At 31.6% G+C, this 26,621-nt stretch carries 20 protein-coding genes; 3 read left to right on the top strand and 17 right to left on the bottom strand.

Annotation, left to right across the window (positions count from 1 at the left end; genetic code table 11):
• Positions 1 to 1,149 precede the first annotated feature (1,149 nt).
• Entirely contained in the window at positions 1,150 to 1,830 is a 681-nt protein-coding gene (locus KQI88_RS01100; protein ID WP_216414520.1) for a hypothetical protein, read from the bottom strand.
• A 347-nt stretch (positions 1,831 to 2,177) separates the two neighbouring features.
• On the opposite strand from KQI88_RS01100, the gene KQI88_RS18530 reads away from it, so the two are divergent.
• Positions 2,178 to 2,744 (top strand): accessory gene regulator ArgB-like protein, encoded by a 567-nt coding sequence (locus KQI88_RS18530; protein ID WP_216414519.1) that lies wholly within the window; start codon positions 2,178 to 2,180, stop codon positions 2,742 to 2,744.
• 131 nt (positions 2,745 to 2,875) lie between these two features.
• Here KQI88_RS18530 and KQI88_RS01090 read toward each other — a convergent pair whose 3' ends face one another.
• The 11 genes from KQI88_RS01090 to uvrB form a co-directional block, all read right to left on the bottom strand.
• A complete protein-coding gene (locus KQI88_RS01090; protein WP_216414518.1) occupies positions 2,876 to 3,472 on the bottom strand; it encodes a sensor histidine kinase in 597 nt (198 codons plus the stop codon).
• A 34-nt stretch (positions 3,473 to 3,506) separates the two neighbouring features.
• The gene (locus tag KQI88_RS18220; protein WP_281417517.1) at positions 3,507 to 3,638 is read right to left on the bottom strand and encodes a hypothetical protein; all 132 of its coding nucleotides are present in this window, start codon (positions 3,636 to 3,638) and stop codon (positions 3,507 to 3,509) included.
• Positions 3,639 to 3,661: 23 nt separating this feature from the next.
• Positions 3,662 to 4,390 (bottom strand): LytR/AlgR family response regulator transcription factor, encoded by a 729-nt coding sequence (locus KQI88_RS01085; RefSeq protein WP_246579073.1) that lies wholly within the window; start codon positions 4,388 to 4,390, stop codon positions 3,662 to 3,664.
• A 170-nt stretch (positions 4,391 to 4,560) separates the two neighbouring features.
• Entirely contained in the window at positions 4,561 to 7,239 is a 2,679-nt protein-coding gene (gene fdhF, locus KQI88_RS01080) for a formate dehydrogenase subunit alpha (RefSeq protein ID WP_216414517.1), read from the bottom strand.
• Positions 7,240 to 7,319: 80 nt separating this feature from the next.
• A complete protein-coding gene (locus tag KQI88_RS01075) occupies positions 7,320 to 8,249 on the bottom strand; it encodes a 2Fe-2S iron-sulfur cluster-binding protein (RefSeq protein WP_216414516.1) in 930 nt (309 codons plus the stop codon).
• A gap of 90 nt (positions 8,250 to 8,339) precedes the next feature.
• A complete protein-coding gene (gene nuoF / locus KQI88_RS01070) occupies positions 8,340 to 10,247 on the bottom strand; it encodes an NADH-quinone oxidoreductase subunit NuoF (protein ID WP_334300591.1) in 1,908 nt (635 codons plus the stop codon).
• Between the two features lie 12 nt (positions 10,248 to 10,259).
• Positions 10,260 to 10,733 (bottom strand): NADH-quinone oxidoreductase subunit NuoE family protein, encoded by a 474-nt coding sequence (locus KQI88_RS01065; RefSeq protein WP_216414515.1) that lies wholly within the window; start codon positions 10,731 to 10,733, stop codon positions 10,260 to 10,262.
• A gap of 349 nt (positions 10,734 to 11,082) precedes the next feature.
• Entirely contained in the window at positions 11,083 to 12,948 is a 1,866-nt protein-coding gene (uvrC, locus tag KQI88_RS01060) for an excinuclease ABC subunit UvrC (RefSeq protein WP_216414514.1), read from the bottom strand.
• A 136-nt stretch (positions 12,949 to 13,084) separates the two neighbouring features.
• Positions 13,085 to 13,738, bottom strand: coding sequence for a flagellar brake protein (locus KQI88_RS01055; RefSeq protein ID WP_216414513.1), 654 nt, complete (start codon positions 13,736 to 13,738; stop codon positions 13,085 to 13,087).
• A gap of 85 nt (positions 13,739 to 13,823) precedes the next feature.
• On the bottom strand, positions 13,824 to 16,670 hold the full coding sequence (gene uvrA, locus KQI88_RS01050) for an excinuclease ABC subunit UvrA (RefSeq protein ID WP_216414512.1): 2,847 nt from the start codon (positions 16,668 to 16,670) through the stop codon (positions 13,824 to 13,826).
• Between the two features lie 15 nt (positions 16,671 to 16,685).
• Positions 16,686 to 18,665, bottom strand: a complete 1,980-nt coding sequence (gene uvrB / locus KQI88_RS01045; RefSeq protein ID WP_216414511.1) for an excinuclease ABC subunit UvrB — start codon at positions 18,663 to 18,665, stop codon at positions 16,686 to 16,688.
• A 265-nt stretch (positions 18,666 to 18,930) separates the two neighbouring features.
• Here uvrB and KQI88_RS01040 point away from each other — a divergent pair, with 265 nt between their 5' ends.
• On the top strand, positions 18,931 to 19,200 hold the full coding sequence (locus KQI88_RS01040) for a hypothetical protein (RefSeq protein ID WP_216414510.1): 270 nt from the start codon (positions 18,931 to 18,933) through the stop codon (positions 19,198 to 19,200).
• A gap of 39 nt (positions 19,201 to 19,239) precedes the next feature.
• Here KQI88_RS01040 and KQI88_RS01035 read toward each other — a convergent pair whose 3' ends face one another.
• From KQI88_RS01035 to ftsE, 4 genes are all read right to left on the bottom strand, one after another.
• On the bottom strand, positions 19,240 to 20,439 hold the full coding sequence (locus KQI88_RS01035) for a S41 family peptidase (protein ID WP_216414509.1): 1,200 nt from the start codon (positions 20,437 to 20,439) through the stop codon (positions 19,240 to 19,242).
• 160 nt (positions 20,440 to 20,599) lie between these two features.
• Positions 20,600 to 21,730 (bottom strand): murein hydrolase activator EnvC family protein, encoded by a 1,131-nt coding sequence (locus KQI88_RS01030; protein ID WP_216414508.1) that lies wholly within the window; start codon positions 21,728 to 21,730, stop codon positions 20,600 to 20,602.
• 29 nt (positions 21,731 to 21,759) lie between these two features.
• A complete protein-coding gene (gene ftsX / locus KQI88_RS01025) occupies positions 21,760 to 22,656 on the bottom strand; it encodes a permease-like cell division protein FtsX (protein ID WP_216414507.1) in 897 nt (298 codons plus the stop codon).
• Positions 22,646 to 23,332, bottom strand: a complete 687-nt coding sequence (gene ftsE / locus KQI88_RS01020; RefSeq protein ID WP_216414506.1) for a cell division ATP-binding protein FtsE — start codon at positions 23,330 to 23,332, stop codon at positions 22,646 to 22,648. The genes ftsX and ftsE overlap by 11 nt, the downstream gene beginning before the upstream one ends.
• 253 nt (positions 23,333 to 23,585) lie before the next feature.
• Between ftsE and KQI88_RS01015 the strand changes: the two genes are divergently transcribed.
• Complete coding sequence (locus tag KQI88_RS01015; protein ID WP_216414505.1) at positions 23,586 to 24,167, top strand: 5-formyltetrahydrofolate cyclo-ligase; 582 nt, start codon at positions 23,586 to 23,588, stop codon at positions 24,165 to 24,167.
• Between the two features lie 36 nt (positions 24,168 to 24,203).
• Here the strand turns inward: KQI88_RS01015 and KQI88_RS01010 are convergent, their stop codons facing one another.
• A complete protein-coding gene (locus tag KQI88_RS01010; protein ID WP_216414504.1) occupies positions 24,204 to 26,603 on the bottom strand; it encodes a Lon protease family protein in 2,400 nt (799 codons plus the stop codon).
• Between the last annotated feature and the right edge of the window lie 18 nt (positions 26,604 to 26,621).

Genomic DNA, 26,621 nt, shown 5'->3' with positions numbered 1-26,621 from the left:
GGAATAATTTTAAAAATAATACTATTTTCTTTTAAAATTGGTTCTTTTTTTATTATTGTCTTCATTTATCTTCATAATTATCAGCTTCTTATGATACAACTATATTTAAAAATTTTGATATAGTCCTTAATTTTGCTTTGTTATAAATTTATATATTTTTTGAAAAACTTTATATATCAATAATACAAATCCTATGTGTGGTACTATATAAAATACATTTCGCAGTATATTAAAATAAGTTTCTGTTGATTTATAAGGTATTAGGTGTGTCAAAGTATCTACTAGACTAAATAAAACAAAAAATATACTGGTTGTAATCCATGTTACATTACGACTTTTCACCTTGAAAATTATTGCAATTATGTAGTAATACAGAAAAGTAGCACATAGTGTAGAATATAATATAACTAAAGCTGTGTCATACCTTATTAACATAATTAAGCAATCTCCCCCTTTTCATTATTAACTATTTAAATATGCCTAATCTTATTCGTTATCATAAATATACCACAATCTAATACATAATTCCAAATTTGTTCTTTGAGATTCAATGAGTCTTATACTTCGTTTTGTACTGCAAACTTGTTCGTCCGAAGTAAGTCTTATATGTAACTCGTATTCCTCAGACCAATATTTTACCTTAAGCTTCCTTCGTATTCCACCTCACAATGGACATCCTTACCTTTGACTAGTGGCTCCCACTACCAAGCCTACGGCGTACTTGCACCGTCAAGTTGTTACCTATGTTGATACTATAGAGAAGATAGCCAAACTACAATAGTTTGGCTGCTCTCTTTATAGATAAATAAAATATCTTTTTGTAAAACCATTAAGTTTGCTATAATCAAAATTAGCTTTAGTAATAATAAAATACCTACATTAAGTTAATGATCATAATATAAATCCTATATGTGCTACTATATAGAATACATCCCGCAATATATTAAAATAAGTTTCCGTTGATTTATAAGATATTATATGTGCCAAAGATCTACTAGGCCAAATAAAACAAAGAATGGACTGGTTGTAATCCATATTACATTGCTTTTTCACCTTGAGAATCATTTTAATTATGTAATAATATAAAAAAGTAGCATACAATGTAGAAAATAATATAACTAAAGCTGTGTCGTATCTTAATTAACATAATTAAGCAATCGTATGAGTAACACTAATATGACCATAACTACGCTGTAGAAGTGGTAGACCCAAATCCCATAAAGTGGCATTAAGCGTATAACTTCCATAATAATTTATAGCCTTATTCCCATTTGAGTAGCTGTAACCGGTTTGAACATTTGACATACTTACTGCCCAACCAGCTCCCCAAAAAGCTTCTATCGACAAATTAGGACTTCCTAGTGCCGTAAGTGTACCATTGTCATTTTCTTGATATTTACCTCTCATAATTGTTATCCATTCTTGTCTATAGTCTCCCTTGGTAGAATACTTTAAATGAGACGTTAATCTTTCAAAATTAACAGTACTTCCTACACTCATAGGCATTAATGAATCTTCTTTTACTTCAACTAATAGTGATACATTATGCTGAAACACTAAGTCAATAACCACATCATAATCTGCTTCTAAGAGTTTTCCCGTAATTTTTTCGTACAAGGCAGTGTTTACTGGTCCACCATTGGAATCTTGTATAATAAGATTATCAACATCTATATTAAGAAGAAATTCTCGTGTACGGCTACCATATTGATGATTGTTTTCCGTAATATATAAATTATCTACATTACTAGCAAAAGCAAGAACACTATTACTACAAATCATAACTACTGCAAATATAATACTAACATATTTTTTCATTAAGTTTTTCATAATATTCCTCCTCGTTTTAAAAGTAGTTTAAAGCATATCCAAAAAAACATTTTTTCTATTCTTTTATAAAAATTTTAGAACAGTCATAGACATTCCCCCATTTCATTCCTAATTATTTAAATATGTCTATACTTATTAGTTGTCTTAAATATACCACAAAGTTCTTCATATTTATTAAATTTGTAATGAAATGGTAGTTAATTGTAATGAAATGGTGCATAAAATTTTTTTATTACATTTCACTCCCATTTCATTACACTTCCATTGTATCAATTTATATTTTCATGGTATTATCTCTTTAATTAACATGTACTACTTTTTACTTAAGTAACTTGGAGTTGATATTAATGCATAGTCTTATTGATCTCTTTGCTTATAAGGTTTATAAAGAAAAGATTTTGCCGAAAAGTGATATTCTGAAGATGAAATACGCCATGAATGTTATCTGGAATGAAATAATTAAGTTTGCTTTACTGATGATTATATTTGGGCTATTAAATAAGTTAAATTTATTTCTATTTTGCACTACATTGCTATTACCTATCAGAATCTTCTCAGGAGGAGTACATTTCAAGAGACGGATACCTTGTTTTATAGGAAGCTTAAGTTGCTTTGCTTTAGCAATCTTAATTTTTCCAAGTATACTTAATATGACTGTAAAAATGGCTGTAATACTTATGTTAATTAGTATAATAATTGTTTATATTTATTCTCCTATATCATCTAGTTTTCGACCGATTTTAAACGAAAAAAGAAAACGGGTATTAAATTATCTATCTGTTTTCTTTACTCTAATTTGTGTTTTTATTTTGTTTAAATTTGCTTTATTATATAATAAAGCTTTTTTTGAATGTGGTATATGGACAATCTCTTTACAAGCATTCCAGTTAATAATAGGAAAGGAGCTGAGATAATGAAGAAAAAACTGACTTTTTCAAAAATGATTTTATTCTGTATTGCTTCCATGTTTGTTGTAGCTTCAGATGTAATTGCTTGCTCAGGGTCATTATTTCTTTGGGGATAGCCTAAATGTCCTAAGAGCTTATTAAAATAATATCTTAAACACTATATAACTATCATCAAAGGAAAGCTCTATAGTTCCATTATAATAATTAACTATTCTTTTCACATTATATAAACCATAGCCTCTATGCTTTCCTTTTTTCGTTGAAAAACTCCTTTCAAAAATTTTATCAATATCTCGCCCTTTAAGCGTTCCAGCATTATTCCTTACTTCTATTAACTTAAATTCTTCCTCTTTGCCAAGTGCTAAAACAATTTTAGAATTATCTTCATTATTGTTACTTTCAGTTGCCTCTATTGCATTGTCTAATAAGTTGCCTAGAAGTTCAACAAGTTCATATTTCTCCATTGGATACTCAGGTATTTCTCCTTGGAATTCAACTTCAAAGCAGATTTCCTTTTCTTCTGCTAAAGCCTTTTTACTATATATAATTGCACTTAATACCTGGTCTTTAATATTTAATAATTGATCAGTACACTTTATTCTGTCAATTATTGACTCTATGTATTGTTTTGCCTCTAGCTTAGCTTGTCTATCATCTTCAGTTTGTGCCAGACCATAAAGTACATTTAGATGATTCTTAAAGTCATGTTGCTTTTGTCTAACTTCATGTATCATACTTTTTAAAAAAGGGGTGTACCTTTCATGAATATCAATAATTTGTAACAGTTATAAAAGTACTCTTTTTACTAAATATATTAATTTTTTTATTTAATTTACTCCATATCAACAATACTGATAATATTTCTAATATAGAAAGTATGCCTATCTCATACCACTGCATATAACCTCCTCCTAGCCTATAATTTAACCTAAAAATCTATCTAAAAATTCATTTTTATAGCTATTACTTACATAAGCATATAAAGGATATTCTTTAAAATATATAGCCCAAGAATTTTTTCCGTATTTCCCTATTTCATGTATATTTTCAAGGTTAATTATATAAGATCTATGGACTTGCATAAAATATTCTATTGGCAGAAGCTCAAGCATCTTTTTTACTGTAGTATTTTTTACTAGAAATTCTTTATTCTTTGTATGTACAGTGCAATCCCTTTTGTTTGATTCAACAAATAAAATTTCATCAGTATAAATCTTTACAATACAATTTTTCATTTGCAAAGATATCTGCTGTCTATTTACTTTAATCTGCTCTTTTTGTTTTGAAATACCATTTGATAAACGTTTAATTATTTCAACCAGTTCCTGTTTTTTATAAGGCTTTTCAAGGAAATCATAGCAATGAACCTTTTTAAATGCATCTAACTGAAAATATATATGTGTTGTAATAAAAATAATATATGTAAGTTCATATTTAGATATATTTCTAATTTTCTCTGCTATTTTAAGACCTGATATATCTGGCAACTGAATATCTAATATAAATAAATCTATATCTGTTTTTTCTAATATTTTAAAACATTCTTCTCCTGTTGATGCTTGATAAATATTGAATTCTTTAGAAATGGATTTAAGTACATTTATTATATTATTCATTTCATATTTATTATCTTCCACAACTGAAATATTCAATTTATCGCCTCCTATTAGTTTACTAAGTAATAAATATTTTATATTACTATAATTCTATACAGAAGGCTATTTTCCTTTTTTTAGATAAGTTGATTATATTAGGAATATATACCTAAAATTAATAGGAGGGTACTTAGTACCCTCCTATATCCTGTTACCTTATTCATATTTTAAGATATCTTTTCTACTTTTACTGCACAAACCTTTAACTCTGGAGTCTTTGAATGTTTATCTAGAGCAGATCCATTGGTAAGTACATTAGCTGCACCTTCTGCCCAATGGAATGGCATAAATACTACGTTATTGGACACTATTTCTGTTACCTTAGCCTTTGTATAAATCTGTCCACGTCTTGAAGATACTTTTACTTTTTCCCCATCTATTACCTTTAGACTTTCTGCTAATTCTGGACTAATTTCAATGTAACTCTCTGGCGCTATTTTATTTATACCTTCTGTTTTATTTGTCATTGTCATTGTATGGTATTGATATAATATCCGTCCTGTTGTAAGCACTAGCGGATATCTTTCATCTGCAAGCTCTTCAGCTGCTTTATGCTCTATACCTTTAAATAGTCCCTTACCCCTTGAGAATTTATCTGTGTGTAATATTTTAGTTCCTGGATGGTCCTTTGTAGGACATGGCCACTGTATTCCAACCTTGTCTATTCTGGTGTAATCTATTCCACCATATTGAGGAGTTACTGTAGCAATTTCATCCATTACTTCAGAAACATTTTCATATACCTTTGGATATCCTAACTTGTTCATTATTTCCATTAAGATTAACCAGTCTGCTTTAGAATTACCTCTCGGTTTAACAGCTGACCTTACTCTTTGTATTCTTCTTTCTGTATTTGAGAAAGTACCATCTTTTTCAGCAAATGAAGCTGCTGGTAATACTAAATCTGCCATTTGAGCTGTTTCTGTTAGAAAAATATCTTGAACTATTAGGAAATCTAAATGCTCTAATGCTGCTGTAATATGAGCCGTATCTGGGTCAGATACCATAGGGTTTTCTCCCATTATATACATAACTTTAATATTTCCATTATGAGCTTCATTCATCATTTCAGGTATTGTAAGCCCTGCTGCTCTGCTAAGCTCTACACCCCAAGCTTTTTCAAATTTATCTATTATTGCAGGATCGTCTACTTTTTGATATCCAGGGAATACATTTGGTAAAGTTCCCATATCACAAGCACCTTGAACATTATTTTGGCCTCTTAGAGGATTTACCCCTGTACCTTCTTTGCCTATGTTTCCACAAAGCATAGCTAAATTTGATACGGACATTACGTTTTCTGTACCTGTACTATGCTGGGTAATACCCATTGCATATAATATAGTTCCTCTGTCCCCTTTAGCATATATTCTAGCTGCTTTCTTTAGGTCATCAACATCGATTCCACATATTTCTGCTGCTTTTTCTGGGCTAAAATTCATAACTACATTTTTTAATTCTTCAAAGTTCTCTGTTCTATTTGCAATGAATTCTGTATCCTCTAAGTTTTCACTTATAATTACATTCATCATTCCATTAAATAGTGCTATATTGGTACCAGGTTTAATTTGTAAAAATACATCGGCATATTTTGCAAGCTCTATTTCCCTTGGTTCTGCTACTATAAGCTTTGCACCATTATTTATAGCCTGCTTAATTTTGGTACCTATAACAGGATGGTTTTCTGTTGTATTAGATCCTGTAACAAATATAACATCTGCCTTTTTAACCTCTTCTATACTATTTGTCATAGCCCCACTTCCAAATGTAGTTGCAAGACCTGCAACTGTGGAGGAATGTCAGAGTCGTGCACAGTGGTCAATGTTATTCGTTCCAACAACTGCTCTCATAAGCTTTTGCATCAAATAATTTTCTTCGTTTGTACATCTTGCTGAAGATAATGCAGCAATTGAATTCGATCCAAATTTATCTTTTGTTGTATTTATTTTGTCTGCTATAACTTCATAAGCTTCTTCCCATGTTATTTCAACAAACTTACCATCTCTCTTTAATAAAGGTGATTTTAGTCTATCTCTATGGTTTATAAAGTTATATGCAAACTTACCTTTTACACATAGCATTCCCTGATTTGCAGGGCCCATAGCTGGTTGTACTTCTACAACTTTATCATCTTTAACAAGTAGATCCATTTGACAGCCTACTCCACAGTATGAACAAGTAGTTCTTACTGCTTTTGTTTCCCAATATCTAAATTTTTCTTTTTTTCTAGGAGATAATGCTCCAACAGGACAAACGGAAACACAGTTTCCACAAGATACGCATGTAGAATTTTCTAACCCTTGTCTAAAAGGTGTGCTAACCAATGAATTAAATCCTCTTTGATCTATACCTATGGCATATGTGCATTGTAATTCATTACATACTCTAACACATTTACCACAAAGGATACATTTGTTAGGATCATAGGAGTAAAAATGATTACTATCATCTATAGGAAGGGATCTTCTCTCACCTTTATATCCTCCTTCTAAAACTCCATACTCATAACAATAATTTTGTAGTTTACATTTTCCAGACTTATCACAAGTTAAACAATCATTTGGATGATTTGAGAACAATAAATCTAAAATTTCTTTTCTAGATGTTATAACCTTTTTGCTATGTGTTTGTACTACCATTCCATTGGATACTTTTAGGGAGCATGATGTGGCAAGACTTCTCATGCCTTCAACTTCTACTATACATAGTCTACAGGCTGCATGAGGCTCTAGTCTGTCATCATAACATAATGTAGGTATATCTATACCTACATTTTGACAGGCCTGAAGTATCGTAATATTCTCTGGTACTTCATAGCGTAGGCCGTTGATAATTACTTCTACCATCGGCAATTCTCCTCTCTATTAATACGACTTTGTGTTATAGGGAATACATCTCCCTCTAAACTGAATCTTAATTTATATAGTTACTTATCAAGCTTTTGCATTTTTTCCAAAATGTCGCTAAGCCCTAATGCTTCTTTCCAGCTTGATTCTACAAATTTATCTTTTTCTTTTCTATAAGGGGTTTCAGGCTCATCTATATTTAAAAACTCTGCTGTTAGTCTTCCTTTTAGACATAATGGCCTTCCATTAGAAGGTGCCTTTGCTCTTACGGATATATTTTTATCTTTCCTAGATAGAACTTCAAAATCACATCCATATTCACAAACCTTACATCTAAATTCTGTAGTGTTAACATCCCAAATTCTAGATTTCCCTAAGGTTCTCTTATCTAACAGTGCTCCTACAGGGCACACTGTAACACATCTATTACAAGATACACAACTCGACTCTTCTAAGGTTAAGTTAGCATCCGCAACTACTCTCGTATCAAATCCTCTGTTAGCAAGAGTTAACACTTTTCTATCGGATACTTGTTCACATGTTCTAACGCATTTACCACAAACTATACATTTAGAATCATCTTTTAAAATATATGGACTAGTAGTATCTATATATTTCTCTTTATATGCACCATCATGTTCTCTAAATCTAACATCATATCTATATGCATAGGTTTGCAATAAACATTCACCTGCTTTTTGACAAGTCAAACAATCATTTGGATGATTATCTAAAAGTAGCTGCAATATTACCTTTCTTGCGTCAACAACTTTCTTAGTTTCTGTATAAACTACCATACCATCTGAAACTAACATAGAACAAGACGTTTGTAATTTAGGGTTTCCTTCTATTTCTACTAAACATAATCTACAGGATGCTACTATCTCTAGATTTGGATCGTAACATAGTCTTGGTATATGTATACCAAGCTTTTCTGCCGCTTGAAGTATAGTGTAATTCTCAGGTACAACTACACTCTGTTTATCTATTGTAATAGTTACATGCCTCATTTTTTCTCCCCCCATCCAAATTTAGATACATATTATAAAATTGTTGTTATATTGAAGTCATTTATATTAGACCATGTAATAAAATATACTTTATCTTTTTATTACTGCACCTACAGGACATACATCTACACATGTACCACACTTGATACAATCTCTAGTATCTATTATGTGTCTTTCTTTAACTTTTCCTTTTATACATGATACCGGACAATTTCTAGCACATTTAGTACATCCAATACACTTTTCTGTAATACGGAACTCTAGTAATTCTTGACATAATCCTGCTGGACATCTTTTTTCGTTAATATGTGCTTCGTATTCTTCTCTGAAATATTTCAATGTAGAAAGTACAGGATTTGGAGCTGTTTGACCTAATCCACAAAGAGAAGAATTTTTTATTGATTCAGCCAAACTTTCTAGTTTTTCTATATCTCCTTCTTTTCCCTTGCCTTTAGTTATTTTCTCAAGAATTTCTAACATTCTTTTTGTACCTTCACGACAAGGCGTACATTTTCCACATGACTCATCAACAGTAAAGTCTAAGAAAAATCTAGCAATATCAACCATACAGTTATCTTCATCCATAACAATCATTCCACCAGATCCCATCATAGAACCTAATGCAATTAAATTATCATAGTCAATAGGGGTATCTAAATATTTTGCAGGAATACATCCACCAGAAGGCCCTCCAGTTTGTACGGCTTTAAATTCTTTACCATTTGGGATTCCCCCGCCAACTTCATATATAATTTCTCTTAAAGTAGTTCCCATAGGTATTTCTAATAATCCAGTATTATTTATTTTACCTCCTAACGCAAAAACCTTAGTTCCTTTAGATTTTTCTGTTCCAATAGATCTAAACCATTCTGCACCCTTTAAAATAATTTGTGGAATATTAGCAAATGTCTCTACATTGTTTATAAGTGTAGGTTTACCCCATAATCCTTTTTGAGCTGGAAATGGAGGTCTTGGTCTTGGCATTCCCCTTTTGCCTTCTATTGAATTTAATAGAGCCGTTTCTTCTCCACATACGAAAGCTCCTGCCCCTAATCTTATTTCCATATTAAAATTAAAACCAGTTCCCAAAATATCTTCACCTAGTAATCCATGTTTTTTGGCATCTTCTATTGCAATTTCTAATCTCTTAACTGCTATAGGATATTCTGCACGAACATATACATATCCTGACTCTGCTCCTACTGCATAACCTGCTATTGCCATAGCCTCTATTAATGCATGTGGATCTCCTTCTAATACAGAACGATCCATAAATGCTCCTGGATCTCCTTCATCTGCATTACAAACAACATATTTTTCATTTCCTTCAGCTTTAGCAGTAAACTCCCATTTCAATCCAGTAGAGAAGCCTCCTCCTCCTCTACCTCTTAGTCCAGATTCTTTAACTTCATTAATAACATCTTCAGGCTTCATTTTTGTTAACATGTTTGCCAAAGCTCTGTATCCATCAAAAGCAATATATTCATTTATGTCTTCAGGATTTATTAGTCCACAATTTCTAAGTGCCATACGTTTTTGCTTTTTATAAAAATCTACTTCACTAATAGGTATAATTTCGTCTTCCTTAATAGAATCTTTAAACAATAAGTCTTTGACAATCCTTCCATTTAAAAGATGTTCTTCTGTAATTTTTTCTACTTCGTCTATCTTTATATGGCTATAGAAAGTTCCTTCAGGATAAACTACTACTATTGGTCCTGCTTCACAAAATCCAAAGCATCCTGTCTTAACTATTTTTACTTCATCTTCAAGATTGTGTTTATTTATTTCTTCTTGAAATTTTTCTAAAATTTTTGGAGACTTGGACGATGTACACCCTGTTCCTGCACATATTAATACATGTTTTTTTGCTCCATCTCCTGTATTAAAAGGGGCTACTTCCCCAACACTACCTTTGCCTTCTTTAATCATACGAATATTAACTTTGGTTAAATACTCCTGTCTAATCTTTTCTAATTCTTGAATAGATATCAACATAATTCCCCCTTATTAATACTTTGCTAAAATTCCTGGTATATCTTCAACTGTCAGTCTTCCATATACTTCTTCGTTTACAGTTAATACTGGCGCTAACCCACAAGCTCCAATACATCTTGTAGCTTCTAAAGAAAACTTACCATCTGATGATGTTTTACCTACTGCTACCCCCGTTAATTCTGTTACCTTATCTACAATAGCTTGAGATCCCCTAACATAACAGGCTGTTCCTAAACATACACCGATAGTATATTTTCCCTTTGGTTCTAAAGTAAATTGAGAATAAAATGTAACTACCCCATAAATTTCGCTTAAAGGAACAGACATTTTCTCGGATATTTTTTTCTGTACTTCTAAAGATAAACATCCAAATATTTTTTGAGCTTCGTGAAGTACAGGCATTAGGGCACCTCTTTTTTCTTTATGCTCTTCTATTACCTCATCAAGCCTTGCAAAGTTTTCATTACTTAAATAACTTTTATCCATATTGGCCTCCTTTAAATATTATATTAATCTACTTAATTTGCTAATTATTAAATCACATGTTATATCAGCAATATTCTTCTACTACAGAATTTTCTGCATATTCAAAAAATACATATTTAAATTATATCTTAAAGAAGTTCATAAAACAACATAATTATATAGCATCGTTAAAACATTGTCATGCGTTGTATGTATTAAAATACCCCATTGTCATATAGTGTATTAAACAATGGGGTAGACTTGTTGCTTTATTATGTTTTACAGCTTTTATTAATTATTATACCGATTGCATGGAAATAATCGACAAATATATTGATATATTTTTATCAATGATATTAAATTATCTATGTTATTTTTTAAAAAATTGTATTATGTTTTCTGCTACTTGTCTATTCATACCCTTTACTTCTAACAATTCCTCAATTGTTGCATTTCTTATTTTATCTATAGATTCAAAATGTGCCATCAATGATTTTCTTCTAGTTTCACCTATCCCTGGTATTTCTTCCAGTATAGAGCTCAACGTATTTTTCTTTCTTAGACTTCTATGATAAGTAATAGCAAATCGATGAACTTCATCTTGGATTTTAGTTATTAATCTAAAAAGATTAGAAGTTTTTTCAATATATACTTCCTTGCCTTCATAAACTAATCCCTTAGTACGATGTCTTTCATCTTTTATCATACCACATACAGGAATGCTCAGTTTTAAAGAATCTAAAGCTTTCTTTACACTAGTAACTTGACCAAAGCCACCATCCACCATTATTAAATCTGGAAATATGGCAAACTTTCCTTCAGTCATTTCTATAGATTGATTAATAATATCCTGTGTTTCCTCTAATCCTCTTTTAAAACGTCTAGTAATTATTTCCTCTAAGCTAGCATAATCATTAGGTCCTTTAACTGTTTTAATTTTAAACCTCCTATAATCCCTATTTTTAGATTTTCCTCCCTCAAATACAACCATAGAACCAACAGATTCTACACCCTGTATATTTGAAATATCATAGGATTCTATACGATATGGTGCTTCATCAAGACACAGTAGGTCTCCAAGTTCCTGTAATGTATCTTCAGTTCTCTCCTTTTCTAACTGATTTATTGTTGTTGCCTGTTCCATAGTCATAAATGCATTTTTCTTAACCATGTCTAAGAGCTCTTTCTTTTCACCCTTTTGCGGAACTTTAAGATTAACTCTATTTCCTCTTTTATTAGTTAACCACTCCTCTAATACTTCTAAGTCTTCCACATGCTCTTCTATTAGTATTTCCTTAGGTATAAATGTTGTTCCACTGTAAAACTGTTTTAAAAATGAGGAAACAATTTCTTGTTTGCTATCCTGCTCTGTATTTTTCAATATAAAATGTTCCCTTTTAACAAGCTTACCTTTACGTATAAAGAATACTTGAATCCAACTATCATTTTCTCCTTGAGCCATTGCAATAACATCTTGATCTTGTTCATTAGTAGAAACTATTTTTTGTTTTTCTATAATACTATTAAGTGCTATTACTTGATCTCTATATTTAGCCGCCTTTTCAAAGTCCATTGCGCTGGCAGCTTCCTTCATTTTCTCCTCTATTTTACGAATAAGTTCATCCTCTTTACCATCTAAAAACATAATAATCTCTTGCACTATATGCATGTACTCTTCCTTATTAACCAATCCCGTACATGGCCCTATGCATTTTTTTATATGGTAGTTCAAACAAGGCCTCTCTTTATTTTCAATCATTCTTTCAATATTTTTGCTACAGGTTCTAATAGGATAAAGGTTATGTATAACCTCTAGTGTTTCGTTTAAAGCTCCAATATTTGTATAAGGACCAAAGTACTTAGCTTTATCCTTAATAACTTTTCTAGTTTTAATTACCCTAGGATATTCTTCATTTATAGTTACTTTTATATAAGGGTAGGTCTTATCGTCTCTCAATAGGACATTATATTTCGGTCTATTTTCCTTTATCAAGTTACACTCTAATATTAGTGCTTCCAGCTCTGTGTCGGTAACAATATATTCAAATGTATTAATATGGGATACCATAGCCCTAACCTTTGGAGGATGATTTTTAGAAGATTGAAAGTACTGTCTTACTCTATTTTTAAGAGATATAGCTTTTCCTACATATATGATTTCCTGTTTTTCATTCCTCATCATATATACACCTGGCTTATCTGGTAGCGTTTTAAGCTTTTCTTTTATGTCAAACATTTTAATCCTCCTGTTATCGCAATCAATATCTATATCTTATATTTTACCACTTTCCAAATAATTTATGGATAGTTGTTTACATTTTAAAATAAATAGCACTTGTAAAAAGCCTATACCAAATCATTTGGTATAGGCTTTAAGTATATGCAATTACTCCACTTCTTCTTTTTAAAATCAGCTGTTGCTTATTGCAGTATGCTATAATCTTTTGGCGATATCCATTATCGATTCCAATAAATTGACATCCTAGATTTCTAGTTCCATCCTCATCACTTTCTAGGTTTCTTAAGACCTTACTAGTTAGCAAGAATTTAACATCATCTAATTCTATTTCAAAAACCAATATTGTGCCAATAGGAAAGGATAATGTACTATTTAAAAGTACACCTCCACCGCTAATATCCTTTACTATAGCAGGAAATATCTTATCACTTTCTATTCTTCTATCATTAATTTCTATTAAATAACAACTAACCTCTTTATCTATCGGAACTCTTATATACTCTCTTCTTTGAGTAACTTTAATATTCTCTTTATTAGGAGTATCTAAAAGTAACATATTATTATTTCCATTCCTTATTATAGTTTCAAATATGCAGACTCGTGTTTTAGTACTATTCGAGATAGTACATTTCACAATTTGAGGTTCCTTTTGTGCATACTGTCCGTGGATTTTAACTATGAAAGTGTCCTTCTCTAATTTTTCGATTATCCCTTTGAAAGATAAAACAGGAATTAAATCGATCTCCATTTTAATTGTTTTACCTACCTGTATAAAGTTATCTAGCATTCCCTCTCATCTCCTAACGAATATAATTTTAATATAATATTCGTTATTTTTAATGGGAATACCTCCCCTTAATCACTAAATAGGTCTAACGCATTACGTTTGTCCTAAGAAATGGTTCTAAAAACTTACCTGTATATGAGGATTTAACATCTATAATCTCTTCTGGAGTTCCTTTAGCAATAATTTGTCCTCCACCACTTCCACCTTCTGGACCAAGATCTATGACATAATCTGCTGTCTTAATAACATCTAAATTATGCTCTATAACTAAAACTGCATTTCCTCCATCTACAAGCTTCTGCAATACTTCTATTAATCTATCAATATCAGCAATATGAAGACCTGTAGTAGGTTCATCTAAAATATACAGTGTTTTTCCTGTACTTCTTTTACTTAATTCAGATGCTAATTTAATTCTCTGCGCCTCTCCACCTGATAATTGGGTAGAAGGTTGTCCTAATTTAATATATCCTAATCCTACATCATATAGAGTCTGCATTTTCCTTTGTATCTTAGGTATGTTTTCAAAGAATAAAAGTGCTTCTTCCACATTCATTTCTAAAACATCCGCAATTGTTTTACCTTTATATTTTGCTTCTAATGTTTCTCTATTATATCGCTTTCCTTTACATACCTCACAAGGTACATACACATCTGGAAGGAAGTGCATCTCAATTTTTATAATACCGTCACCACTACAAGCTTCACATCTGCCACCCTTTACATTAAAGCTAAATCTTCCCTTTTGATAGCCTCTCATCTTTGCCTGTGTAGTTTGTGCAAATATATCACGAATATCATCAAAGACTCCAGTGTAAGTAGCTGGATTAGATCGAGGTGTTCTTCCTATAGGACTTTGATCTATTTCTATTACCTTGTCAATGTACTCTATTCCCTTTATATCCTTATGTGCACCTGGCTTTGATTTTGCACGATTCAAATCCTGTGCAATACGTTTATACAGTATTTCGTTAATTAAAGTACTTTTACCAGAACCTGAGACTCCAGTAACACAAGTGAATACAGCTAAAGGTATGTCTACATTAAGATTTTTTAAATTATTTTCCTTTGCGCCTAATATCTTTATCCATTTTCCATTAGGTTTTCGTCTTTCCTTAGGAACTGGTATTACCTTTCTTCCACTTAAATATTGTCCTGTAATGGAATCCTCCGATGCCATAATTTCTTCTACAGTTCCCTCTGCTACTACATTGCCACCATGAATACCTGCTCCAGGACCGATATCAATAATATGGTCTGCTATAAACATAGTATCCTCATCATGCTCTACTACAATTACTGTATTTCCTACATCAGTTAAATGTCTTAATGCTCCTAATAACTTTTCATTATCCCTTTGATGTAGTCCTATACTTGGCTCGTCTAAAATATATAATACTCCAACTAAACTTGAACCAATTTGAGTAGCTAGGCGGATTCTCTGGGATTCTCCACCTGATAAGGTTCCTGCATTTCTAGATAAAGTCAAATAATCTAAACCTACATCTACTAAAAAGTCCAATCTAGATTTAATTTCCTTTAATATTTGTCTGGAAATAAAGGTTTTTCTTTCATCTAATTCTAGTTCATCAAAAAATATTTTTGCATCCTTTACAGAAAGGTCTGTTACCTCAGAAATATTTTTATTTGCCACTGTAACTCCTAAAATTACATCCTTAAGTCTGGCTCCCTTACAGGTACCACACTTAATTTCAGCCATACATTCATCAATTTTATCCCTTATATAATCAGAATTAGTTTCATTATATCGTCTTGTTAAATTAGGAATAACCCCTTCAAATACAGAAGAATAATCTCTAATTCCACCAAATTTAGATTCGTATCTAAACTCTACTTTTTTCTTACCTGTACCATAAAGTATTTCTTCTATAAGATCATTAGGAAAATCGCTTATTGGCGTATCTACGTCATAACCATACTGAGTAACTATACTTTCTAGCATTTTAAAATAATAGGTATTATCGCCAGAGCTACTTGACCCACTCCAAGGTACTATAGCACCTTGTCTAATACTTAAGCTTTTATTTGGAATAATTAGCTCTGGATCTACCTTTTTCATATATCCAATTCCATTACATTCTGGACATGCTCCAAAAGGACTATTAAATGAAAACATTCTTGGAGACAGTTCTTCTACTCCTATGCCGTGGTCTGGACATGCAAATTTTGTAGAAAATAATATTTCCTCTCCACCTATTATATCTACAACTACTAATCCTTCACTAAGCTTTAATACAGTTTCTATAGAATCTCCAAGCCTAGATTCTATCCCTTCTTTAACAACAATTCTATCTACTACTACTTCAATATTGTGCTTCTTTGTTTTAGTAAGCTTAATATCTTCGTATATGTCCTTTACTTCTCCATCAACACGAACCCTAACAAAACCTTCCTTTTTAATTTCCTCTAATACTTTTTGATGCTCTCCCTTTTTTCCCCTAATAATAGGAGCTAAGAACTGAAGTTTTGTACCAGGCTCTAATTCCATAATCTTATCCACTATTTGTTCTACTGTCATCTGGCTAATTTCAACATTACATACAGGACAGTGAGGTGTACCTATTCTAGCAAATAATAGTCTTAAATAATCATATATTTCTGTAACTGTTCCAACGGTAGAACGGGGGTTTTTATTAGTAGTTTTTTGATCTATTGAAATAGCTGGCGAAAGCCCCTCTATATATTCCACATCTGGCTTTTCCATTTGTCCTAAAAATTGCCTTGCATAGGATGATAAACTTTCCATATATCTTCTTTGTCCTTCAGCATAGATTGTATCAAAGGCCAAGGATGATTTTCCAGAACCAGAAAGACCTGTTATAACTACGAATTTATCTCTAGGTATTTCAACATTAATATTTTTTAAATTATGTTCCTTTGCTCCTCTTATAATAATCTTATCTCTTGCCATTTGTATCCCTTCTTCCTATACTTGCTGTTCTTTTAAAACTTGAATTTTATCTCTTAGTTCAGCAGCTCTTTCAAACTGTAGATCTGTAGCTGCCTGCATCATTTCAACTTCAAGATCTTTAATTAGTTCTTCTAATTCTTCCGGTGATAGAGTCTTATTTGTTGATGCCTTACCATATTTAACCTCTTCCTCAGCAACCTTAGTTGCTTCAATAACATCCCTAACTCTTTTTTGTATAGACTTAGGCTCAATATTATGTTCTTCATTATACTCTTGTTGTATTTTTCTTCTTCTTTCCGTCTCATCAATGGCTGTTTTCATAGATCTAGTTATTCTATCTGCATACATAATAACTCTACCTTCTACATTTCTAGCAGCTCTACCGATAGTTTGGATTAATGATGTTTCAGAACGTAAAAACCCTTCCTTATCCGCATCGAGTATAGCTACTAAAGATACCTCAGGTATATCTAGGCCTTCCCTTAACAAGTTAATTCCTACTAACACATCAAATTTTCCTAAGCGAAGATCTCTAATTATCTCCATTCTCTCCATAGTCTTCACATCTGAATGTAAATAGTTTACTTTAATATCAATTTCCTTTAAATAATCAGTTAAATCCTCGGACATCTTCTTCGTCAATGTAGTAATAAGTACCCTTTGTTCCTTTTTAATTCTTTTCTTTATCTCTCCAACTAAATCATCAATTTGTCCTTTAATAGGACGAACTTCAATTATTGGGTCTAATAATCCTGTAGGCCTTATTACCTGCTCTATAACATTATCATTTTTCTCCATTTCATAGGGTCCTGGAGTGGCACTTACATATAAAATTTGGTTTACTAGTCCTTCAAATTCTTCAAAATTAAGGGGTCTATTGTCGTAGGCTGATGGTAGTCTAAAGCCATAGTTAACTAAAGAATCCTTTCTTGAACGGTCTCCTCCATACATTGCTCTAATCTGGGGAGTTGTAACATGAGATTCATCTATAATAATTAAGTAGTCATCGGGAAAATAATCCATGAGAGTATATGGCCTACTTCCTGGAGGCCTACCAGTTAAGTGTCGTGAATAGTTTTCTATTCCTTGACAAAAGCCTACTTCCCTAAGCATTTCAATATCATACATAGTACGTTGTTGTATTCTTTGAGCCTCTATAAGCTTCTCCTCGGCTTTAAACTCCTTAACTCTTTCTTCTAGCTCTTTTTCAATTGCTTTTATAGCTATTTCTACCTTATCTGCCCCTGTAGCATAGTGGGACGCAGGAAAAATAGAGACATGTTGCCTTACTCCAATTATTTCTCCAGTCAAAGCATTTACTTCAATAATTCGATCTATTTCATCACCAAAAAATTCAACCCGAAGGGCATTCTCTGAAGATGAAGCAGGAAAAATTTCTACAACATCTCCCCTTACTCTAAAAGTTCCACGAATAAAGTTAATATCGTTTCTTTCATATTGTATATCTACTAGTTGTCTTAGAACTTCTTCCCTACTTTTTTCCATACCTGTCCTAAGAGAAACTACTAATTTCTTATATTCTTCTGGATCCCCTAAACCATAAATACATGATACACTAGCGACTATAATAACATCTCGTCTTTCTAATAGGGCTGAAGTGGCTGAATGTCTCAACTTGTCAATTTCGTCATTAATAGAGGCATCCTTTTCTATATAGGTATCACTGTTAACTACATAGGCCTCTGGTTGATAATAGTCATAGTAACTCACAAAATATTCTACTGCATTGTTTGGAAAAAATTCCTTAAACTCACTACAAAGCTGAGCAGCCAAAGTCTTATTGTGTGCAATTACTAGGGTTGGTTTTTGAACCTTCTCTATTACATTTGCCATAGTGAAGGTTTTTCCTGATCCTGTAACCCCTAATAATACTTGATGTTTAGATCCTGCTATAATCCCATTAGATAAGGATTCTATAGCCTTAGGCTGATCTCCAGTAGGACGATAATCAGATACAATTTGAAACCCTTCCATACATATATCTCCTCACTATTTTTCATTATCACTATTATATCATAAGAAGTTAACATAATATCTTCACTGTATTAGCAATATTTTACTTATACTTAACAAACGTTTGTTCGATATATCAATTATATTATTCCCCCACAACTATGTCAATATTATTTCTCTGTTATACAATTAAACTTAAAATATACGGTCATTTTAAATAACTCCCTCATATAATATACCAAAGTATATACTTTTCAAACTCTCCAATTAAATAGGGAGGTACATTATGACTAGAATTTTAATTTTTATGGTAGTTACACTATTTTTATATATATTTTTCTTAAAATATCATCATATATCTCTATGTCCTAGATGTGGTTCTAATAAAGTCACTATAGAAAATCTGGACAATTACAAATTATTTACTTGTCATACATGCAGATTCTCCTACAAAGATTATTATTTATTTTTTAATCTTACGCCTATAAACGAACAACTTGACATTGAATTTATACAGCAGGATGAGGATAATGATGAGGACGATATAGAAGAATAAAAAAATCCCCAAAATTTTGAGGATTTTTTTATTCTTTATTTATTTTTTAATTTCAGATTTAAGCACTTCTATAGCTTTCTTTAATTGTGTGTCCTCTTGGACCTCTACTGTAGTTTCAGTTTCATCTTGACCTGGTAACTCAACAACAATATCTGGCTCTATTCCAGTACCATGAATATTAGTTCCATTTGGAGTAAAGTATTCAGAAATAGTAAATTTAAATCCAGTTCCATCAGAAAGAGGTTTAACCTGTTGTACCAATCCTTTACCAAAAGTAGTAGTACCTATAATCTTACCCTTATTACCATCCTTAATTGCTCCTGATAGAATTTCAGAAGCACTAGCACTACCTTTGTTTACTAAAACTGTAAGTGGTAATTCTAATTGTTTTTTATCAGATTTTTCCACATTTCTACTACCGTTACGATCTTCTGTGTATACAATTACCTGTTCTCCTAATATAATATCAGCGATTTCTACACATTGATCTAATAATCCTCCTGGATTATTTCTCAAGTCAAGTACAATACCTTTAACATTTTTCTTTTTCAGTCCATCTAAATGTGTTTTAAAATCTTGTGCAGTTTGTTCATCAAACATAGTTATTCTAATATATCCAATATCATTCTCAATCACTTCAGAACGAACTGTTTTTAAACGAATCTCTTCTCTTTCAATATTTACATCAAAAGTTTTATCTTTACCATCTCTTAAAATTGTAAGCTTTACTTCAGTTCCAGCCTTACCCTTCATAAGTTCTACTGCATAATCAAGCTTATCTCCAGATATAGCCTCCCCATTAACAGCTACTATCCTATCTCCTGGAATAAGACCTGCTTTTTCACCTGGTGTATCTTCTATTGGAGATACTACAGTTACATATCCATCATCTCCTGGGGTTACAATTACTCCAATACCACCATAGGTTCCTTGAGTTCTAGTCATTAAGTCTCCAAATTCCTTACTATCCATATATTGTGTATATGGATCACCTATACTCTCAAACATTCCTTTTATAGCACCTTCAACTAGTTTTTCCTCATCAATCTCTTTATAATAGTTTTTTTGTAAATAATCCTTAAGCACCAAAAACTTTTCATATTGTTTATACTCACCCTTTGGAATTGCATATCCAAATCCTAATGGCGATGTTATCCAACTTCCCACCGTAAAGTTTAAAATAGTGGTTAAAATAAAAATTAATAGGGCTCCAATTATAGCTTTTCGTTTACTGATCATATTATCTTCTCCCCTTTGAATTAATCCGCCGTTGTCTTTTTATTTTATGGTATATTATACAACATTATACCTTAACTTATAAGAAATTTCAAAAGTATAGTTACCTATAAAGGAAAAAATATCAAAGAAATAAATCTTTCTTTGATATTTTTATTATCATTTATTTTCCTCTTACATATGGAATTGGATTTGTATATTGTCCATCTTTACGGACTTCAAAATGCAAATGCGGTCCTGTAGATAACCCTGTACTTCCTATAAGAGCAATCTTTTGACCTTTTGTTACAGTTTGTCCATTTTGAACCAATAGTTTTGAATTATGTGCATATAAAGTCATAATTCCTCCACCATGGTCAATAATTACAGCCTTTCCATAGCTACCTAAACCACCAGAGCTCACTACCTTACCATCACCGGCTGCAACTACATCTCTGCCTGATGGCGCTGGTATATCAATACCAGAGTGAAATTTCTTAGTCTTTAAAACAGGATGAATTCTATTTCCAAAAGGAGACGATACTGTTGAATATCCTGGAACAGGCCACTGTAATTGTCCTCCCACATAAGCTCCATTTGATTGAAGACTTCTAATTTTATTAGTAATTTCATCTGCTTCTTTTTTTGTTTGATCTAACATTTTTTCTAAAGCAACCTTATCCTGAGCCAAATCAGCTCTAAGACGCTCCTGCTCTCCTCTAGAAACTACAAGTGTTTTCTTTTTTTGCTCTACGCTAGATTTTAAATTAACTAATTGACGCTTTTGATTTTCTAAACTAATCTTTTGCTCTTCAATAATATCTCTTTGCTCTTTCATATCCTTTAGCAGTTCAACATCATGATTAACTATCTTTTTTACCATATCAAGATTTGTCAAAAGCTCAGTTATACTTTTAGAGCTTAACAGCACCTCAGCATAACCTATGGTTCCATTTTTATACATAACATTCAATCTTGAACCCATTACATCTTGTTTATCATCTATCTTTTCTTCTGCTGATGTAAGCTTATTTACTGTTTTATTAATTTCACCTTCAGTTGTTGATATTTTACCATATAGCGATTCTATTTCTGATTCAGACTTATTGATTTCTTCTTCTAGTGACTGTATTTTGGTTACAACTTCGCCTTCTTTTTTCACCGTTTTCTTTAGTTCAGTAGTAATATTTTTTTGTTTTGATTCATTTTGCTTTAATTGATTCTTATATTGTGTTGCATTATTTGCAAATGAGAATAGCGATGTAGTTGTCATTGAAAACAGAATCACCAAAGCAAGTCCATGTTTTTTCTTCATATTTGTATAGCCCCCCCATTATACTTTACTTAAACTTTTAAATGTCTTCTTAGTGAAAATATACTTCCTAAAGCACCTACCCCAGTACCCAATACTCCAAACATAAGCATTATTTTGTCCATCATATCGCGAACTGATATCATATAAGTACTAAACATTACATAAAAATACCTAGTAATAACCTCAAAGGCATATTGGTATCCAAAATAAACAACTACTATGGATAAAGCTGCTCCAATAAAACCTAATAGCATTCCTTCAATAAGGAATGGCCATCTGATAAACCAGTTAGTTGCCCCAACATACTTCATTATTCCAATTTCCTGTCTTCTAGCATTTAATGTAAGTTTTATTGTATTTGAAATAATAAATACTGCAACTAAAATTAAAATTAAAATAATAACTAATCCAACTGTTCTAATAAACTTTGCTACCTTTAGTAGTTGGTCTACTATTTCCTTATAATATTTAATTTCATCTATTCCCTCTAATGGTTTTAACTCTTTTACAATATTATCTGCTGTTTCAAGGTTTTCAACTTGGATTATATAAGAATTGGGTAGAGGGTTTGATTCTAAGTTTTCTAATAAATACCCCTGTTCTCCCCAACTTTCTTTAAACTTTTCTAGAGCCATTTCTTTGGACTCATAAGTAATTTCTGCTATTCCTTGTATTTTTTCTATTTGTTTGCCTACACTATCTATCTCTTCAACAGATAAATCTTTTTGTAAGTACACTTGTATTTCGTCGAATTGCATCTGAGCTAAGTATGCAGCATTACTAATATTTAATACCAAAGTAATGACTAGTCCTAATATTATTAATGATGCAGCCACAGATCCGATAGATGCTACAGTCATTCCTCTATTACGCCAAAGCCCTGTAAAGCCTTGACGAAACATATATTTAACAGTTCTACCCTTCATAGTCGTATGCCCCCCTTTGCTGATCACGAACAACTCTGCCCTTTTCTAAGGCAATTACACGTTGTTGCATTACATCTACAATATCTCTTGCATGGGTTGCCATAACTACAGTTGTACCACGTCTATTTATTTGTTTTAGTACCTTCATAATCTCCCAAGCTGTTTCTGGGTCTAAGTTTCCTGTCGGCTCATCTGCAATTAATATGGAGGGGTTATTTACAATAGCTCTAGCAATTGAAACTCTCTGTCTTTCTCCACCAGATAACTGATGTGGATAAGATGAAGCCTTGTCACTTAATCCAACCATTCCTAATACCATCGGTACCTGTCTTCTAATTTCCTTAGATGAAGCCTCTATAATTTGCATAGCAAAAGCGACATTTTCATAAACAGTTTTATTTGGAAGTAATCTAAAATCTTGGAATACAACTCCGATACTACGTCTATGATATGGAATTTTACGTCTTGATATTTTAGTTACATCTTGACCATTAATAATGATATTTCCTTCTGTAGGATCCTCTTCCTTTAAAAGTAGTTTAATAAAGGTCGATTTTCCAGCACCACTTGGACCAACAAGGAATATAAAATCTTCCTTTTCTATTTTTAAGTTTATATTTGTTAAAGCTTGTACTCCTTTTAAATAGGTTTTAGTTACATTTTGTAATTCGATCAATTATATCAACTCCCGCCTAACTAATTAGTGTTTCGACACTTAACTCTAATTTCCTTCTAAAAAAAACAAATTTAATTTATAAAATTAAACAATGACTTTAGTCCTATAACAAATTTCATACAATAATCAACATTTTCTTCCCTTTTATTATTATAACAATAGTTCATCACTAAATTCAATTGTATTCATTTCCAATAATTTGGTACAATAGTGGTATAATATAGATAAATACTATAATAAAGGAGGTACACAGTTGAAAAAAGAAATTAGAAAAAATATTTTGCAAAGGAAAAATACATTTTCTAATGAAATAGTAAGAGAAAAAAGCCTTGCTATGCTGGACACACTGAGTAAGATAGATTTTTATAAGAATGCTAATAATGTAATGCTTTATATTTCATTTGGAAAAGAAGTTACTATGAAGCCTATTATTGATGACCTACAAAATCGTGGAAAAAGAGTCTTTATTCCCGTAACAGTGCCTGCAACTAAGGCTTTAATTGTGTCAGAATTAAAAAGCTATGAAGATGATCTAGTAGTAGGGCATTTTGGAATTATGGAGCCTAAAGAAGAAGCTCTAAGACCAGTAGAGCCTAGTATATTAGATTTAGTTATTGTCCCCGGTGTTGCCTTCGACAAAAATGGGTACCGTATAGGATATGGTGGAGGCTATTATGATAGGTTTCTTCCTAGATTACCAGAAAAAACAACAATAATATCGCTAGCCTTTGAAATGCAACTAATAGATAAAATACCTACCTCACAATACGACTTACCTGTACAGTACATAATTACGGAAGAACAGTTTATTAAATGTAAAAAGGATAACGACTAAGGTTATCCTTTTTACATTTAATTTAATTTTATTGTTTTAGTTCTTTCTTTCCCTTGTTTCTATATTAGTCATTTTTCTTAGTTTTTTCATAATTAAATTATTTATAGTATTCTCTGGATACTCTCCACATTCACCTAAAACTCCAGCCTTTTTGCCAGTTAAAATTTCAATACCTTGTTCTATAGTATTAATAGCATAAATATGGAATTCATTATTTTTTACTGCATTTATAACCTCTTCCTTAAGCATTAAATTTTTAATATTTTGACTCGGGATCATAACCCCTTGTTCTCCAGTTAAACCCTTTAATTTGCAAATTTCAAAAAAGCCCTCTATCTTTTCATTGACGCCACCAATAGGCTGTATTTCGCCTTTTTGATTAACAGAACCTGTTACTGCTATATATTGTTTAATAGGAACTTCGGATATGCTAGATAAAATAGCATATAATTCTGTGCTCGATGCGCTATCACCATCTATAATCGAATAATTTTGTTCGAAGCCAATACTTACCGTTAACCCCATAGGCTCAAATTTTGCGTATTTCTCTCCTAAATAGCCACTTAGTATAAATACACCTTTATCGTGTATATTTCCACTCTGCTTGGCTTCTCTTTCTATATTTATAATTCCTTCTTCACCACTATATGTTGCAACTGTTATTCTGCTAGGCTTTCCAAAACTATATTCTCCTGTACCCATAACAGCTAAACCATTAATTTGTCCAATTTTTTCACCATCTACGTCAATTAACAAACTGCCATCCACAAACATTTCACTAAGCTTTTCTTCATATTTACTGCTACGATTTATCTTTTCTCTTATAGCTTTTTCAATATGTTTTTTGCTAATAATACTAGCTCCATCCTCCTCAGCCCATAAGTCTGATTCATATAGTATTTCTACTATTTGATTAAACCTAGATGTAAGCTTATCTTGATGGTCAGCTAATCGTGAGCTGTATTCAACTACTCTTCCTACTGCCCATTTGTCAAAATGCTTTAGTCCTTCCTTTTCGCAATGATCAGCTATAAACTCTGCCATTTTATAAATATTTTCTTGACTTTTAATCATTTCCACATCAAATTCTGCCATAACCTTAAACAACTTTCTAAAATCATCATCGTAGCTATATAAAGCGCTATAGGTATAATAATCGCCTATTAATATTATTTTTATATTGAGTGGAACCGGTTCTGGCTTTAATGTTGATGCAACTACATGTCCCATCTGCTTATTTAAATTTTCTATATTGACTTCTTCTGCCTTTAAAGCTCTTTTTAATATATCCCAAGAAAATGAATTACTTAGTAGCTCTTTTATGTGTATTACTAAAAACCCACCATTAGCTAAATGTAATGCTCCTGGCTTTATTTGCATAAAGTCAGTTTTAAGCACTCCTAATTCATTTTTATATTCTATACTTCCTAACAAATTGTTAAATGTAGGGTTAGATTCATCGATAATAGGTGCATGACTTAACCCACTATTGTCTATAAATAGATTAATCTTATATCTATTAAAGAAATTTTCTTCCTGATTTATAGGAATTTCTAGAGGACCTAAAGATTTAGTTTCTTCATTAGAGCTTTTAAACTTGTCGATATTTTCTATAATATCTTTTTCAAGATTATTTATATACTCAACTGTAGATTTTCTTTGAGCATACTTTTTATAAATTTTATTAATGTCAAAATTTACAATGTCATAGCATATATATTGATCTAATTGTTTTATCTTTTTTCTAACTTCCTCTTCTAACATCCTAAATTTATCTATTATTTCAATTGTATTTATATTTAACTGATTAGACATTTCCATAATGTCCTCTATTTCAGCCGGAGACAAACCTTCATACTCCTCTTGTTTCATCGGTATACCGTCCTTAAGAGGTGTAGTCATTAGTCCATTTTCTGTAGCTGTAAAATAAAATCCATATTCTTTCGCCTTTTCATTTAATTCTTGCATTACTTCCTGATTTTTTTGCTGAAAAACTTTCATAATTTCATTTTTTCTTACTTCGTATTCTACCCCTTTAAAGGTTTCTGGAATAATCTTCTTTAACTTTTCAATCATTTCCTCGATATCATTTTTAAATTGTATGCCTATGCCTGGCTCTAGACTTAATGCACTAGGACAGTTTCTATTTTTAAAATTATAAACATAGACCCAATCATATGGAATTGGTAGCTGGCTTGCGAACTCCTCTGTAATAGATTTCGTGTAACTACTCCTGCCAGTTCCACTTATGCCTGCAACATAAATGTTATATCCTCTTTTCCTAATTTTAAGACCAAAACTTAGGGCCTCTGCACCTCGTTTTTGTCCTATTATACCCTTTAATGGGTCTAAATTCGCTGTAGTTTCAAATTGTAAGTCTTCAACATTACATGGACTAGTAAGCTTCTCGATTGGTAATCGATAGTTATTGTACATAGAATTTCCCCCCTAAAT

Source organism: Alkaliphilus flagellatus (genome assembly GCF_018919215.1).
GTDB lineage: Bacteria > Bacillota > Clostridia > Peptostreptococcales > Natronincolaceae > Alkaliphilus_B > Alkaliphilus_B flagellatus.
The sequence above is the reverse complement of the archived record's forward strand: the minus strand, read 5'-3'. Positions and strand labels throughout refer to the sequence as shown.